The sequence below is a fragment of the Vibrio sp. S/42/10 genome (assembly GCF_029890535.1).
In the GTDB taxonomy this organism is placed as follows: domain Bacteria; phylum Pseudomonadota; class Gammaproteobacteria; order Enterobacterales; family Vibrionaceae; genus Vibrio; species Vibrio cyclitrophicus.
This window is the reverse complement of the sequence record NZ_JAKMZC010000003.1, coordinates 322,561-336,541: the sequence shown is the minus strand read 5'-3', so window position 1 is coordinate 336,541 and position 13,981 is coordinate 322,561. Positions and strand designations below refer to the sequence as shown.

The following is a 13,981-nucleotide window of genomic DNA, read 5'->3' as shown; positions in this document are numbered from 1 at the left end:
GGTTGGCATAATGCCAACCCTTTTTGTTTTTAATTCTTTAGGTAATCAGATCATGCGTATGCGCAGCGCAGTTTCATAATTTCACTATTTATCTCTTTCACAGTTTGAAAGTGACGTTTTTCTGCTCGATCTGGCAGCACTAGTTTACCGTTATCAAACTCAAATTTTCCTACGCCGTAAATGTAGATTCGTCCTTTGAAAAGTCGACTTACATGTTTAGCAATCATACCCGGTGTATAGCGCTTAAACAGTCTCATTCTAAATTATCCTTATATTTACCTAGCCTGCATATTATAGAAAAACTCCGAGATAATAAGTGTGACAAGTATGGAGTTATATGCAGTAGAGTTAACGTGAATTAGATATTTGTGCTGCTCTAGGCACTTTCTTCAGTAAATATCTATTTTTACGTGAGCTCCTCCCCAAAATAATACTGAGTAGTGAACTGCTGTGAACTTTCCTGTCCGGTATTAAGCAGTGGTAATGTTACAAGTATAAGAATAGGCGGGATTTTTTTGTTTGTGTAATCAAATTGTAAATTTTAAGTATAAAAAAAGCCCGTCTAAAACGGGCGAATAGTCACAGATGCATTACACAAAAGTGGATACTGATGTTACTCAGTGGATTCACTTGTACTGATTTGCCTTAAGGCGAGTCAGTAAACCCACAATAACGCAAATTCACCCCTGTGACTACTTATGCTTTTATTTTGATTAAATATTTACTACTACAGTGCTCTTCTTATGACAAACTTCACACTAAAAATGTACTCAATGCAAAGTTGTAGTTAAGTTTGAGAGCGAAGGCGCGATCGAAAAGATCATCGACTGATGTCTGCAACGATTGGTGCACAAAGTGCCATTAGATCATTGGGATTCAGCGCAACTCCAGCCATTCGGTCACCGGAGCTAATAGTAACGGTCGAGTTTTTTTGAATGGAAGGATCAAAAATGATCGGCATGTGTCTCTTCAGAGCAATCGGCCCGACACATCCAGCTTTAAAGCCGGTGATGGCTTCAACATCTTTCAGTGATACGCAGGTCATTCGACGGCAATTCAGTACCGAGCGTACTTTCTTCGGGTCGATAGAGCGATCACCAGCAATACAAGCTAACGCATACTGGTTTCCCATATCCTTGAGCAGGATGCACTTGACCATTTGAGAGGCATCGATGCTTCGTTCTTGCGCTGTCTCTTCAATGCTGGTGGTTGGTTTGCTTTGCATCAGCAGGCGATAGTCCACCTGCTGTTGATCTAACCATTGTGTTATCAGTGTTTCCACGTGGTCACTCTTCGTCAAGGCTGTAAGGCAGTGGCAGAATGTTCCACACTTGGTCAGGTTGTGCTGTCAATCGAAGCTGAACATCGTCATCAAGGTTGTTTGGTAGCACCATCAAACCAATCGCGTAGTTATCAGCAAATTGATACACGTTTAATAGTCGACCTGCACCACGCCAGTTTTCACCCACGCTGCGTTCTAGTTCAATCGTATTCTCAAGAGACAGTACATCTGAAGTCGTTCCTGAAACAATGCGCATTTCACGCTTGTTCATGCCACGATACTTAGCACGAGCAACCGTTTCTTGACCTGTGTAGCAGCCTTTTGAAAAGCTGATACCGCCAATCGCTTGCAGGTTAAGTGCTTGAGGAATGTGTTCGTTTTGCTCTGCTTTCGATAGGTTAGGCTGAGCATCAAGAATTTCATGATACTGCCATAGCGCTTCTGATACTTTCTCCGCAGCGCTGTTTGATACCAAGGCTTCAGCGGCTTCTTCTGTAACAAGTAGAGCCCAGCGGTTATCTGATACTAGAACAGCCGTACCACCAGAGATAGCACGTACATTACCTTGGCTTTCTGAAATAGAATCAATGTATTGATTAGCAGACGCACCCATCACACCGATAACAACGTCAGACGTTTGCTCGATATCAACCTTAGAGAATACGGCGTATTTCTTGATTTCAACTAATTCGACTTCAATCGCAGACTTAGGCTGCATGAGTGCGTAGCCACCGTTGTGGTGGAACAAACGAAAGATACTCCATACCTTTCCTTTCGCATCACAATGTGCACCTAATGTAGATTCATCATTAGGAAGAGTGACGACATCGCACGTAACTTGACCTTGTAGGTATGATTTTTTGTCATCGCCTATCATGGTAATTGCGCTCCAATCCGACACGTGTGTCATCATCAGCTCTGGAAGCGATTCATTTTGCGTATGAGCGAGCGGCTGAAATGTGTTTTTCCAATCCATTTTATCTTTCCTAAGAATTTTATTTGGCTCTATGTTAATCCGGTTCTGTTTCTTTGTCAGCCTAGGTTTTTTTGTGAGCTTAGATAGGGACTGTGACTCACATAGTAGTTGCAGAGCGTATGACTTGTTACACTCCGAGAAAGAAAAATTATAGGTGAGGATAGCCAATGTACACTGCAGAGCAGAAAGCACGAATTAAATGGGGTTGCCGTCGTGGCATGTTAGAACTTGATGTTGTCATCATGCCATTTTTTGAAGAGTGTTTTGATTCATTGCAAGAGCAGGAACAGCGTGAGTTTGTTTCTCTACTTGAGTGTGATGACCCAGATTTGTTTACTTGGGTGATGGGACACGGACGCAGTGAAAACCTAGGCCATGCATCAATGGTTGATAAAATTGTCGCACACAACCTCAGCAAGGTTCGTTAAGCTTCAGCTTAACCCTTCGTATTTCGCATTATTTGCAAAAGGCACTATTTTTGGGTGCCTTTTGTTTTTCATTGTCCTATCTTCTATTCCGCTCGTTGTCGCTCTCTATTGTTTATCTCTAATTTTCAGCTTGTTTAGATCCGATCATGTGATCCTTAATACCGCACATGGATACTTTGATTACAAAGAAGATGGTGAGATTCGCCTGAATGATCAATCCTACAAATTAAAGTCAGTCGATAAGACCTGGGCACAGTTTTTCGTTAAGTTAAAATTTGAATGTGGGCACTCGGTACTGCTTTGGCGTGATAGCTGTTGCGAACGTGAATATCGCCATTTTCTGACGAACTTACAACGACCGCATGAGGTTAATGAGAACACTCGATAAAAAGAAAAAGGAGCACTAGGCTCCTTTTCGTTTGATTGCGTTTAGTTAAATAATTGATTCACTAGTCGCTTTTAAATAATGATTATGACTGGTTTTTCTCTGGCGTCAGAATCGTTGGGCCACTGTCTTTTGCAAGCTCAGGGTAATCCAATGTGTAGTGTAAACCGCGACTCTCTTTACGCTGCATCGCACAACGCACCATCAGTTCAGCAACTTGTAATAAGTTACGCAGCTCTAGCAGGTTATTTGAAACCTTAAAGTAGCTGTAGTACTCATGAGTTTCTTGTTGCAACATTTGGATACGACGTAAAGCTCGCTCTAGTCGTTTATCGGTTCGAACAATGCCCATGTAATCCCACATGAACAGGCGTAGTTCGTGCCAGTTATGTTGAATGATAACTTCTTCATCACTGTTGGTGACTTGGCTTTCATCCCATGCTGGCAGTTCAGCACAAAGCTGAGACTGATCGATGTTTTCAACGATGTCTTTGGCTGCAGCCCAGGCGTAAACCACACATTCAAGCAGTGAGTTAGAAGCCATACGGTTCGCACCGTGTAGGCCGGTATAGCTCACTTCACCAATAGCATATAGATTGGTTAGGTCAGTTTGACCTTGCTTATTGACCATGACACCACCACAAGTGTAGTGCGCTGCAGGCACTATCGGGATAGGCTCTTTGGTCATGTCGATACCAAGGTCCATCAAGCGAGTGTGGATCATTGGGAAGTGCGTTGTGATGAAATCTTCAGGCTTGTGGCTGATATCGACATACATGCAGTCAGCACCTAGGCGCTTCATTTCGAAGTCAATCGCACGAGCGACTACATCGCGAGGCGCCAGTTCACCGCGCTCATCGAAGTCCTTCATGAAACGAGAACCATCTGGGCGACGCAAGTAAGCGCCTTCACCACGCAGTGCTTCCGTTAGCAAGAAGTTACGTGCTTCTGGGTGGAACAAGCAAGTTGGGTGGAATTGGTTGAATTCAAGGTTTGCTACTCGACAACCCGCGCGCCAAGCGATAGCAATACCATCACCTGAAGAAACATCTGGGTTAGACGTGTATTGATAAACCTTTGAAGCGCCACCAGTTGCTAGTACAACAAATTTAGCGCGCACGGTTTCCACGTGTTCTTGGTTACGGTTCCAGATGTAGGCACCGATAACCTTGTCTTTTGAACCACCAACTTTATCTTCAGTGATCAAATCAAGTGCATTGTGGCGCTCGAAGATCTCGATGTTTGGGTGATTATTGACGTTATCTTGTAGTGAGGTTTGCATCGCCATGCCAGTGGCATCGGCCGCATGCAGAATTCTTCGGTGGCTGTGACCACCTTCACGAGTGAGGTGGTATTTCGGTTGACCTTCGGTACTGTTCTCATCTTTATCAAATGGAACGCCGCCATCAATCAGCCACTGAACACACTCTTTTGCATTTTCAGCAATGAATTGAACGGTATCTTCTTCACATAACCCAGCCCCAGCAATTTGAGTATCTTCTACGTGAGACTCAATACTGTCCGACTCATCGAACACCGCGGCGATACCACCCTGTGCGTAATACGTCGATCCTTCGCTGCGTGGTCCTTTGCTCAATACAATTACTTTTGCATGTTCAGCTACACGTAAGGCTAATGACAAGCCTGCCGCACCACTTCCTACCACTAATACATCACACTGATGTTCACGGTTTGCGTTCATAACACTTATTCAATCCCGGGCTATAGTCGAGTTGTCCACTCTCAATTGACTTTGTCTTGTTCTAGGAGATGCGCTAAGACTGTTATAATCTTCCTTGAGCCATCCTAAAACGCTATGCAAAATCAAGATATAGACAGCTATCTAGAAATATTTAATTGCTCAATACCATTGCTTTTGCTCAAGTTTCCCCAAATTTATAGGGATAGCTGTTTTTATTACATCACATTGTGAAACAATAATGGCAAATAATTTTAAGAAAGTTGGAACTTTCGGTATTTGGCTCAGTCACAATAGTGCTCTTGTAGACGGTGGTGTCAATACTACATTTCGCATAATTAGTACCCATATCTGTGAAGGTAAGGGTTATAACAATAGGAGTACCCGCTCGAATGAACGAGCAGCTAACCGATCAAGTGTTGATTGAGCGAGTTCAGAGTGGAGATAAGCAGGCATTTAACTTACTAGTGGTTAAGTATCAAAACAAAGTTTGTAATCTTATCTCTCGATACGTGAATAATTCCGGTGATGTACCTGATGTAGCACAAGAAGCTTTTATTAAAGCTTACCGCGCGATACCTAACTTTCGTGGCGAGAGTGCCTTCTATACATGGCTGTACCGAATTGCCGTGAACACCGCTAAAAATCATATTGTTGCCCAAAGCCGTAGGCCGCCAGCAACAGATGTAGATGCAGAAGATGCAGAATATTACGAAACAGGCAGCGCTTTAAAAGAAATATCGAACCCTGAGAACTTAACGCTGTCAAAAGAATTGAAACAAGTCGTTTTTGGAGCGATTGAAGCGTTACCAGAAGACTTAAAAACTGCAATGACGTTACGTGAGCTTGAAGGTTTGAGCTACGAAGAGATTGCAGAAGTAATGGATTGCCCTGTAGGAACCGTACGTTCGCGTATTTTCCGAGCTCGTGAAGCGGTGGAAAAGAAAATTAAGCCTCTTTTGCAACGCTAGAACTTGTAATAATTATGGTGAAAATAATGGCTGATAAAGAAAAGCTTTCGGCACTCATGGATGGTGAAACGATCGATAAAGCTCTCATAGTAGACCTAGAATCTGATCAAGAAAGCATGGATACCTGGCAGAGTTACCATTTAATTGGTGATGTTATGCGTGGGGATGCGCCAGAAACTCCAGAGTGGAACATTGCTAACAGTGTTGCGGCAGCGCTTGATAATGAGCCTGCTCATGGTTCAATGTCGAATCTGCACCAAGTGAATTTAGAACCGGCTGTTACTCCAATTGAAGAGCAGCCCAAACCTCAGCAAGCGAAGCGTCAGCTTCCTGCGTGGTTACAACAGTTTGGACAAGTTGCCGTGGCAGCGTGTGTTTCTCTGGCCGTTGTTCTAGGTGTTCAGCAATATGGTGGTAGCGATCCAGCAGCACCAGAACAGTTGCCTGTGCTACAAACGATTCCATTTGCGGGCTCTGCTGAACCAGTAAGCTTGACTCGTGACTCTGTTGAAAAGCCTGCATCTGAAGCTAACTTGCAAGAGCAGCGTAAACGCGTTCATGCAATGCTAGAAGATTATGAGCTACAACTAAGATTAAACAGTGATGCATCGCCAATGCAAGATGCACATCTAGAATCGGACATTGAATGAAGAAAATCCTGGTCAGTGCACTGACACTGTTCAGCTTGATGTCTCCAACAGCCTTTGCAGAGGAAACTACTGCAAAGGCATTGTTACATCAAATGAACGAGGCCAGTCAGCATCTAAATTACGAACTCTCCTACATATTGATAAAGAAGAGCAGTATCGAACCTCTGGTTTATCGACATGCAGTTAAAGACGACCAACAACTTGCACACCTTGTTTATCTGAGTGGCCCTGTTCGTGAAGTCATTCGACGTGGCAATGAAGTTAGCTATATCGAACCGGGAACAGAGCCTTTTACTATTCAGTCTGGCAGTATGGTTGCACCTGTTATTCCAATGATTAATCGAGATATCGAATCTCTTAATCAGTTCTACGACTTTGTAAAAGTTGGACGTTCTCGTGAGGCGGGCAGCACCACTCAAGTCCTACGTGTCGTGCCGAAAGACGGCCTTCGTTACTCTTACGTGGTTTGGGTTGATGAAAAAACGAGCCTTCCATTGCGTGCAGACCTTCTTGACCGTGATGGCGAAGTGCTTGAACAGTACCGCACCATCTCTTTCGTGGTGAGTGACAAGATTGCCGAGGCTATGGGAGGCTTGAATCAAGCTCAGTTACCTAAGGTTCTATCACTGCCAGAAGGTCTTGTGAGCGAAACTAACTGGCAAGCTGCCTGGATTCCGGAAGGGTTTAAGTCAAAAGAGCTTAGTCGTTATCAAATGGCAGCGACCGATAAAATGGTCGAAAGTCAGCTGTTTAGTGATGGGTTGTTTAGCTTTTCTGTGTATATCGCCGATAAAGATGAGCATTCATTGAAAGGGCAATTGGTACGCCAAGGGCGCAGAACCTTACACAGCTTAGTGATTGGCGATAAAGAAATCTCTGTCGTTGGTGATATTCCGCCAGCAACCGCCAAACGTGTAGCTCAATCTGTGACGTTCAACAAACAGGTGTCAACGCAATGATGACCGCGTTAGCGACCGTTAGCTCGGTCGAACGAACAGGTAAGCAATATTTTGTTCAGCTGAGCTGTGAACAACAAACTAGTTGTAGCAGTTGCTCTTCTCAAAAAAGCTGCGGCACGGGTATTGTGACTAAGGCTGTTGGCAATAAATCTTTGTTTTGGCAGCTTAAAACCAAAAGTTTAGTCAAAGCAGGACAAATTGTAGAAATTGGCTTTCCAGAAAAAAGCCTACTTCAGTCGGCTGCGATCGTTTATCTCATCCCACTTTTCATGTTGATGATTGGTGCTGGTTTTGGACAACTCTTGTTACAACCCTTGCTCCAAGGGGGCGAGGGGATAGTCATACTCAGTGCAGCGCTGTTTACTGCTGGTGGGATTGCCTTAGCGAAGCGGTTGGCCAAACCTATGGAAGACAAATCCAAGCAAGAAGTCGTATTGATTCGAATTCTAGGTGAGTCTCTCGTCTAATTTATGATGCTTCTTGCCCTTAAATTGGGTAGAATCTGCCAACTTGATTGAAATGCCGCCACCAATGCTAAATCTAGATTGGACGTGTCGCGGCTTTCTTATTATCCCTATTCAAAGAGTTTAGTCACACCAAGCCTATGAAGCACATTCGTAATTTTTCGATTATCGCCCACATCGACCACGGTAAGTCGACCCTTTCTGACCGCTTAATCCAAGTTTGTGGAGGATTAAGTGAACGTGAGATGGCAGCTCAAGTCCTCGATTCTATGGATATAGAACGCGAGCGTGGTATTACAATTAAAGCGCAGAGTGTGACTTTAGATTATAAAGCTAAAGATGGTGAAACTTACCAACTTAACTTTATCGACACTCCTGGACACGTAGACTTTTCTTACGAAGTGTCTCGTTCTCTAGCAGCTTGTGAAGGCGCACTTCTTGTAGTGGATGCTGGCCAAGGTGTTGAAGCTCAGACTCTAGCTAACTGTTACACCGCGATTGAAATGGAACTGGAAGTAGTGCCAATCTTGAATAAGATTGACTTACCTGCAGCTGAACCAGAACGTGTTGCAGAAGAAATCGAAGAGATCGTTGGTATCGATGCGATGGAAGCGACTCGCTGTTCTGCGAAAACAGGTTTGGGTGTCGACGACGTTTTAGAGAACATCGTGACGGCAATCCCGCCACCGGAAGGTGATCCTGAAGCGCCGTTACAAGCACTGATCATTGACTCTTGGTTCGATAATTACCTTGGTGTTGTTTCTTTGGTTCGTATTAAAAACGGTAAACTGAAGAAGAACGACAAGATTAAAGTTATGTCGACAGACCAAGTTTGGGGTGTTGATCGTCTAGGTATCTTTACTCCTAAGCAAATCGACACCACTGAGCTAAATACTGGCGAAGTAGGTTGGGTTGTTTGTGGTATTAAAGACATCCTAGGTGCACCGGTTGGTGATACGTTGACGCTTGCTAAAGGCGGCAGCACTGAACGTCTACCTGGTTTCCAAAAAGTGAAACCTCAGGTATATGCAGGCCTATTCCCTGTATCATCTGATGACTACGAGAACTTCCGTGACGCGCTAGGCAAATTAAGCCTGAACGATGCATCGTTGTTCTACGAACCAGAAAGTTCAGCAGCACTTGGTTTTGGTTTCCGTTGTGGCTTCTTAGGAATGCTTCACATGGAGATCATTCAAGAGCGTTTAGAGCGTGAATACGACCTAGACCTAATTACGACTGCACCAACAGTAGTATATGAAGTTGTAAAAACAGATAAAACGGTTCTGTACGTTGATAGCCCGGCTAAACTGCCAGCAGTTAATGACCTAGAAGAAATTCGCGAACCAATTGCACGCTGTAATATTCTGGTACCTTCTGATTACCTAGGTAACGTAATTACACTGTGTGTTGAGAAGCGTGGCGTACAAGTCGACATGGTTTACCACGGTAACCAAGTTGCTGTGACGTATGATCTTCCTATGGCAGAAGTCGTTCTAGACTTCTTCGACCGTCTGAAGTCAACGTCTCGCGGTTACGCATCATTGGATTACAACTTCCAACGCTACGAGCCATCAAACATGGTACGTGTCGACGTATTGCTGAATGGCGAAACCGTTGATGCATTAGCGATCATTACGCATAAAGATATTGCCCAGTCTCGTGGTCGTCTACTGGTAGAGAAGATGAAAGAATTCATCCCTCGTCAGATGTTCGATATCGCGATTCAAGCAGCGATTGGTAACCACATCATTGCTCGTTCTACAGTGAAACAACTGCGTAAGAACGTAATCGCAAAATGTTATGGTGGTGATATCAGTCGTAAGAAGAAACTTCTTAAGAAACAAAAAGAAGGTAAGAAGCGTATGAAGCAGATCGGTAACGTTGAACTGCCTCAAGAAGCTTTCCTTGCAATCCTTCATGTTGGAAAAGACTAACTTTATCCAGCATTAAACGAATAATTGAAAGTGAAAGAGTAGCTCGCTACTCTTTCACTTTCGTTATTTTTAAAGAAATGAAATTTAAGGGATATCAATGGCTAACACATTTTCGCTTATCTTAGTGATCGTAACTCTAGTAACCGGCATTGTATGGACGTTGGAAAAGTTTGTGTGGGCGAAGAAGCGCCAGCAAAAGCTTGCTGACGTTGAAGCACAATCGAATGGCCTAGACGCTGAAATCAGCGCAAAAGTTACGGCTCAGCCTTGGTGGGTTGAGAACAGTGTGTCCATTTTCCCGGTAATTGCATTTGTTTTGATCTTGCGTTCATTCATCTATGAACCGTTTCAAATCCCTTCTGGCTCGATGATGCCAACCCTTTTGGTTGGTGATTTCATCTTGGTAGAGAAGTACGCGTACGGTCTGAAAGACCCAGTATGGCGAACTCAATTGGTAGAAACAGGCAAACCAGAACGCGGTGACTCAATCGTATTTAAGTATCCACCTCAGCCGAACATTGACTACATTAAGCGTGTTGTCGGTATGCCAGGTGATACGATTCGCTACAGCAGTCGTAAAGAGATCTGTATTCAGGCGAAGGGTACAAGTAGCTGTGAACCAGTGAAACTAAGTAACGTTGAAGAAAGTCAATTTATTCAAGATGGTGTGCCTCTGATTCAGCTGAACGAACAGCTTGGAGACGTAGAGCACCAGATTTTAGTTAACCCATTACGTCGTGATCGTGTGCAAGCATATCAGCCTCGCAATGGTGTTAATGAATGGGTCGTTCCAGAAGGCCAATACTTTGTGATGGGTGATAACCGTGACAACAGTGCCGATAGCCGTTACTGGGGCTTTGTCCCTGAAGCAAACCTTGTTGGTAAGGCTGTTGCTATTTGGATCAGCTTCGAATTCGAACGCGGTTCAGACAGTATACTTCCAACATGGATTCCTACTGGTGTGCGTTTTAATCGCATCGGTGGGATTCATTAATCGATCACATAACACATCGAGAGAGCATGAATTCTCCAATTGATAAACTAGAGAGAAAGATTGGCTATCAGTTTAATGATGCCGATCTTATCCACTTGGCGCTGACTCACCGCAGCGCCGCAGGTAAACATAACGAACGTCTTGAGTTTCTGGGCGATTCAATTTTAAGTTTTGTTATCGCTGATGATCTTTACCACCGTTTTCCTAAGGTAAACGAAGGTGATATGAGCCGCATGCGCGCAACATTAGTACGTGGTCATACATTGGCAGAACTAGGTCGTGAATTCGAACTAGGAGATTACTTAAAATTAGGTCCAGGTGAGTTGAAGAGTGGCGGTTTCCGTCGCGATTCTATTCTAGCGGATGCTGTCGAAGCGATCATCGGTGCTGTCTATTTAGATAGTGACACCGAAGTGGTTCGCGGCATTATTTTAAGCTGGTACCAATCTCGCCTAGATGCTATTCAGCCTGGAGTATCTCAAAAAGATCCGAAAACTCGTCTACAAGAGTTTTTGCAAGGTCGAAGAAATCCTCTACCTGTCTACACAGTGACTAATATTAAAGGTGAAGCACACAACCAAGAGTTTACGGTTGAGTGTGAAGTGGCAGGTGTGGATAAACCTGTTATCGGTAAAGGCACTAGCCGCCGCAAGGCAGAACAAGCGGCTGCTGAAACAGCATTAGAGCAACTAAGCAATGTCTGATAACAACCAAGATTTCGATATCGATGCATTCTTTTCATCTGATAGCAAAAAAACGGGCCTACCGGAAAACCAACACTGTGGCTTCATCGCTATTGTCGGTCGCCCAAACGTAGGTAAGTCGACGCTTCTGAACCATATTCTGGGACAGAAAATTTCTATTACATCACGTAAACCTCAGACGACACGTCACCGTATTATGGGCGTAGAAACTGAAGGTGATTACCAAGCGATTTTTGTTGATACTCCTGGACTTCATATTGAAGAAAAGCGTGCAATCAACCGCTTGATGAACCGTGCGGCGAATAGCTCACTGAGTGATGTGAACCTAGTATTCTTCCTTGTTGACGGTACACATTGGACTGAAGATGATGAAATGGTATTGAATAAGCTGAGAAAAACAGATTTCCCAGTGGTACTTTGTATTAACAAAGTAGATAACGTTCAAGACCGTACAGATGTAATGCAACACATGATGGAAGTCTCTAAGAAGATGGAATTCGTTGATGTTGTACCTATTTCGGCGAAGCAAGGTAAAAACATTGATGTACTGCGTAAGCACGTACGTGAGCATTTACCGAAAGCGACACATCACTTCCCTGAAGAGTATGTGACTGATCGCTCGCAACGTTTTATGGCATCTGAAATCATCCGTGAAAAGCTAATGCGCTTTACAGGTGATGAGCTACCTTATTCGGTGACGGTTGAAATCGAACGTTTTGATTACAACCCAGATAACGATGGTTTCCATATCAATGCACTGATTCTTGTTGAGCGTACTGGTCAGAAGAAAATGGTGATTGGTAAAGCGGGTGAGAAGATCAAGACGATTGGTCGTGAAGCGCGTATCGATATGGAAGAGCTATTCGGTCGTAAGGTTTACCTAGAGACTTGGGTCAAGGTTAAATCTGGTTGGGCTGATGATGAACGTGCACTTCGTTCACTAGGTTACATCGACGATCTATAATATAGGCTGAGTATCACTTTCTTCGATAAGAAAGTTGAACTAAATATAAATCCAAGAGAGAGTGCGAACTCTCTCTTTTTGTATCTGTAATAAGGGTAAGTGATTGAGCGAAGGGTTACAGCGATGCTTTGTGTTGCACCGTCGACCATACAGTGAGTCGAGCCTGATTCTGGATGTCTTCAGTGAAGAGTTCGGTCGGGTGACGTTGATGTCTAAAGGCGCTCGAAGTAAGCGTTCCAATTTGAAAGGTGCATTGCAACCTTTTACGCCGCTACTGCTTAAGTGGTCAGGCAATGGTTCAATGAAAACGTTACGCCAAGCTGAGCCTATTAGCTTAGGGCTTCCCCTCGCCGGTATCAATCTGTATTCAGCTATGTATGTGAACGAGTTAATCGGCCGAGTATTGATGGCTGAAGTCGCCATGCCTGCTCTTTTTCACGACTATCTTCATGCTTTAACAGAACTGGCTCATAATGAGAACCCTGAGCCAGCGCTGCGTCGTTTTGAGTTGGCTCTATTATCCGCTATGGGATACGGCGTCGACTTTTTACATTGCGCGGGCACCGGTGAAACGATTGATCCTAGTATGACTTATCGCTATCGAGAACAGAAAGGCTTCATCGCTTCGATACGCAGAGATAACCTGACATTCATGGGCGATGAACTTATCGCAATCAGCGAACGTAGGTTTATCACTAAAGAGCAGTTAAAAGCGGCAAAACGCTTTACACGCATAGCCTTAAAGCCGTATCTTGGCGGCAAACCATTAAAAAGTAGAGAGCTATTTATGCCAACAATAGCTCTCTCTAGAGCACGGAGTATTGGAAAATGAGCTCAATCCTTTTAGGCGTTAATATCGACCATATTGCAACACTGCGTAATGCACGTGGTACTAAATACCCAGATCCAGTACACGCAGCTGAAATTGCTGAACGTGCGGGGGCAGATGGCATTACCATTCACTTGCGCGAAGATCGCCGTCATATTGTTGATCGCGATGTACGTATTCTGGCTGAAACTATTCAAACTCGTATGAATTTAGAGATGGCAGTGACGGACGAGATGGTTCAAATTGCACTCGATACTAACCCTGAGTTTGTTTGTCTGGTTCCAGAAAAGCGTGAAGAACTGACGACTGAAGGTGGCTTGGATGTGGTTGGTCAGCTTGAAAAGATCAAAGCGGCGACAGAGAAACTGTCGGCTGCTGGTATCAAAGTATCTCTGTTTATCGATGCTGACCGTGAGCAAATCGATGCGGCAAAAGCGTGTGGCGCACCGTTCATTGAACTGCACACTGGCCACTATGCTGACGCGAAAACAGAAGAAGACCAACAAGACGAACTGAAAAAAATTGCAGCAGGCGCAAGCTACGCTGATGATCTTGGTATTACAGTTAATGCAGGTCATGGTCTGACTTACCACAACGTAGCACCGATTGCGGCACTTCCAGAGATCTATGAGCTGAACATTGGCCACTCGATCATGGGACGCGCAGTCTTTGATGGTTTAAACAAAGCCGTTGCAGACATGAAAGCCGTAATGGAGACAGCACGCAACAACGCTTAGTTCTT

Annotated in this window: 16 protein-coding genes; 12 read left to right on the top strand and 4 right to left on the bottom strand. The window is 44.2% G+C overall.

The window, feature by feature from the left end; all coding sequences use genetic code 11:
• Positions 1-50: 50 nt before the first annotated feature.
• From L8S15_RS05530 to ygfZ, 3 genes are all read right to left on the bottom strand, one after another.
• Positions 51-257 carry a DUF1107 domain-containing protein gene (locus tag L8S15_RS05530; RefSeq protein ID WP_010435728.1) on the bottom strand — a complete coding sequence of 69 codons (207 nt, stop codon included), beginning with the start codon at positions 255-257 and terminating at the stop codon, positions 51-53.
• Positions 258-820: 563 nt separating this feature from the next.
• Complete coding sequence (locus L8S15_RS05525; RefSeq protein ID WP_016768186.1) at positions 821-1,282, bottom strand: YbaK/EbsC family protein; 462 nt, start codon at positions 1,280-1,282, stop codon at positions 821-823.
• Positions 1,283-1,286: 4 nt separating this feature from the next.
• Positions 1,287-2,258 carry a tRNA-modifying protein YgfZ gene (gene ygfZ / locus L8S15_RS05520; protein ID WP_010435735.1) on the bottom strand — a complete coding sequence of 324 codons (972 nt, stop codon included), beginning with the start codon at positions 2,256-2,258 and terminating at the stop codon, positions 1,287-1,289.
• A gap of 167 nt (positions 2,259-2,425) precedes the next feature.
• Between ygfZ and L8S15_RS05515 the strand changes: the two genes are divergently transcribed.
• Together L8S15_RS05515 and L8S15_RS21835 are read left to right on the top strand one after the other, a co-directional pair.
• Positions 2,426-2,686, top strand: a complete 261-nt coding sequence (locus tag L8S15_RS05515) for a succinate dehydrogenase assembly factor 2 (RefSeq protein ID WP_004735374.1) — start codon at positions 2,426-2,428, stop codon at positions 2,684-2,686.
• Complete coding sequence (locus L8S15_RS21835) at positions 2,634-3,074, top strand: protein YgfX (protein ID WP_315897535.1); 441 nt, start codon at positions 2,634-2,636, stop codon at positions 3,072-3,074. The genes L8S15_RS05515 and L8S15_RS21835 overlap by 53 nt, the downstream gene beginning before the upstream one ends.
• Before the next feature lie 82 nt (positions 3,075-3,156).
• Here the strand turns inward: L8S15_RS21835 and nadB are convergent, their stop codons facing one another.
• Complete coding sequence (gene nadB, locus L8S15_RS05510) at positions 3,157-4,773, bottom strand: L-aspartate oxidase (RefSeq protein WP_010435737.1); 1,617 nt, start codon at positions 4,771-4,773, stop codon at positions 3,157-3,159.
• A 389-nt stretch (positions 4,774-5,162) separates the two neighbouring features.
• On the opposite strand from nadB, the gene rpoE reads away from it, so the two are divergent.
• The 10 genes from rpoE (at position 5,163) to pdxJ (ending at position 13,976) form a co-directional block, all read left to right on the top strand.
• The gene (gene rpoE / locus L8S15_RS05505; RefSeq protein WP_008223963.1) at positions 5,163-5,741 is read left to right on the top strand and encodes an RNA polymerase sigma factor RpoE; all 579 of its coding nucleotides are present in this window, start codon (positions 5,163-5,165) and stop codon (positions 5,739-5,741) included.
• Between the two features lie 26 nt (positions 5,742-5,767).
• Positions 5,768-6,391: a sigma-E factor negative regulatory protein gene (locus tag L8S15_RS05500; protein WP_010435744.1), complete on the top strand. Its 624-nt coding sequence runs from the start codon at positions 5,768-5,770 to the stop codon at positions 6,389-6,391.
• The gene (gene rseB / locus L8S15_RS05495; RefSeq protein ID WP_016790280.1) at positions 6,388-7,350 is read left to right on the top strand and encodes a sigma-E factor regulatory protein RseB; all 963 of its coding nucleotides are present in this window, start codon (positions 6,388-6,390) and stop codon (positions 7,348-7,350) included. The genes L8S15_RS05500 and rseB overlap by 4 nt, the downstream gene beginning before the upstream one ends.
• A complete protein-coding gene (locus L8S15_RS05490) occupies positions 7,347-7,817 on the top strand; it encodes a SoxR reducing system RseC family protein (protein ID WP_010435750.1) in 471 nt (156 codons plus the stop codon). Before rseB ends, L8S15_RS05490 begins: the two co-directional genes overlap by 4 nt.
• A 137-nt stretch (positions 7,818-7,954) precedes the next feature.
• A complete protein-coding gene (lepA, locus tag L8S15_RS05485) occupies positions 7,955-9,748 on the top strand; it encodes a translation elongation factor 4 (protein WP_010435753.1) in 1,794 nt (597 codons plus the stop codon).
• A gap of 97 nt (positions 9,749-9,845) precedes the next feature.
• Positions 9,846-10,742, top strand: coding sequence for a signal peptidase I (lepB, locus tag L8S15_RS05480; protein WP_016790040.1), 897 nt, complete (start codon positions 9,846-9,848; stop codon positions 10,740-10,742).
• A gap of 26 nt (positions 10,743-10,768) precedes the next feature.
• The gene (gene rnc / locus L8S15_RS05475) at positions 10,769-11,446 is read left to right on the top strand and encodes a ribonuclease III (protein WP_010435759.1); all 678 of its coding nucleotides are present in this window, start codon (positions 10,769-10,771) and stop codon (positions 11,444-11,446) included.
• Entirely contained in the window at positions 11,439-12,410 is a 972-nt protein-coding gene (gene era, locus L8S15_RS05470) for a GTPase Era (protein WP_010435762.1), read from the top strand. Before rnc ends, era begins: the two co-directional genes overlap by 8 nt.
• Positions 12,411-12,513: 103 nt before the next feature.
• Entirely contained in the window at positions 12,514-13,242 is a 729-nt protein-coding gene (gene recO, locus L8S15_RS05465; RefSeq protein ID WP_010435765.1) for a DNA repair protein RecO, read from the top strand.
• Positions 13,239-13,976, top strand: a complete 738-nt coding sequence (pdxJ, locus tag L8S15_RS05460; protein ID WP_009847651.1) for a pyridoxine 5'-phosphate synthase — start codon at positions 13,239-13,241, stop codon at positions 13,974-13,976. Before recO ends, pdxJ begins: the two co-directional genes overlap by 4 nt.
• Positions 13,977-13,981: the final 5 nt, after the last annotated feature.

What these genes read in the sequence shown, in the direction of transcription:
- L8S15_RS05530 (WP_010435728.1), bottom strand. Translation starts at nt 257, where the DNA reads ATGAGACTGTTTAAGCGCTATACACCGGGTATGATTGCTAAACATGTA.
- ygfZ (WP_010435735.1), bottom strand. Translation starts at nt 2,258, where the DNA reads ATGGATTGGAAAAACACATTTCAGCCGCTCGCTCATACGCAAAATGAA.
- L8S15_RS05515 (WP_004735374.1), top strand. Translation starts at nt 2,426, where the DNA reads ATGTACACTGCAGAGCAGAAAGCACGAATTAAATGGGGTTGCCGTCGT.
- L8S15_RS21835 (WP_315897535.1), top strand. Translation starts at nt 2,634, where the DNA reads ATGCATCAATGGTTGATAAAATTGTCGCACACAACCTCAGCAAGGTTC.
- nadB (WP_010435737.1), bottom strand. Translation starts at nt 4,773, where the DNA reads ATGAACGCAAACCGTGAACATCAGTGTGATGTATTAGTGGTAGGAAGT.
- rpoE (WP_008223963.1), top strand. Translation starts at nt 5,163, where the DNA reads ATGAACGAGCAGCTAACCGATCAAGTGTTGATTGAGCGAGTTCAGAGT.
- L8S15_RS05500 (WP_010435744.1), top strand. Translation starts at nt 5,768, where the DNA reads ATGGCTGATAAAGAAAAGCTTTCGGCACTCATGGATGGTGAAACGATC.
- rseB (WP_016790280.1), top strand. Translation starts at nt 6,388, where the DNA reads ATGAAGAAAATCCTGGTCAGTGCACTGACACTGTTCAGCTTGATGTCT.
- L8S15_RS05490 (WP_010435750.1), top strand. Translation starts at nt 7,347, where the DNA reads ATGATGACCGCGTTAGCGACCGTTAGCTCGGTCGAACGAACAGGTAAG.
- lepA (WP_010435753.1), top strand. Translation starts at nt 7,955, where the DNA reads ATGAAGCACATTCGTAATTTTTCGATTATCGCCCACATCGACCACGGT.
- lepB (WP_016790040.1), top strand. Translation starts at nt 9,846, where the DNA reads ATGGCTAACACATTTTCGCTTATCTTAGTGATCGTAACTCTAGTAACC.
- rnc (WP_010435759.1), top strand. Translation starts at nt 10,769, where the DNA reads ATGAATTCTCCAATTGATAAACTAGAGAGAAAGATTGGCTATCAGTTT.
- era (WP_010435762.1), top strand. Translation starts at nt 11,439, where the DNA reads ATGTCTGATAACAACCAAGATTTCGATATCGATGCATTCTTTTCATCT.
- pdxJ (WP_009847651.1), top strand. Translation starts at nt 13,239, where the DNA reads ATGAGCTCAATCCTTTTAGGCGTTAATATCGACCATATTGCAACACTG.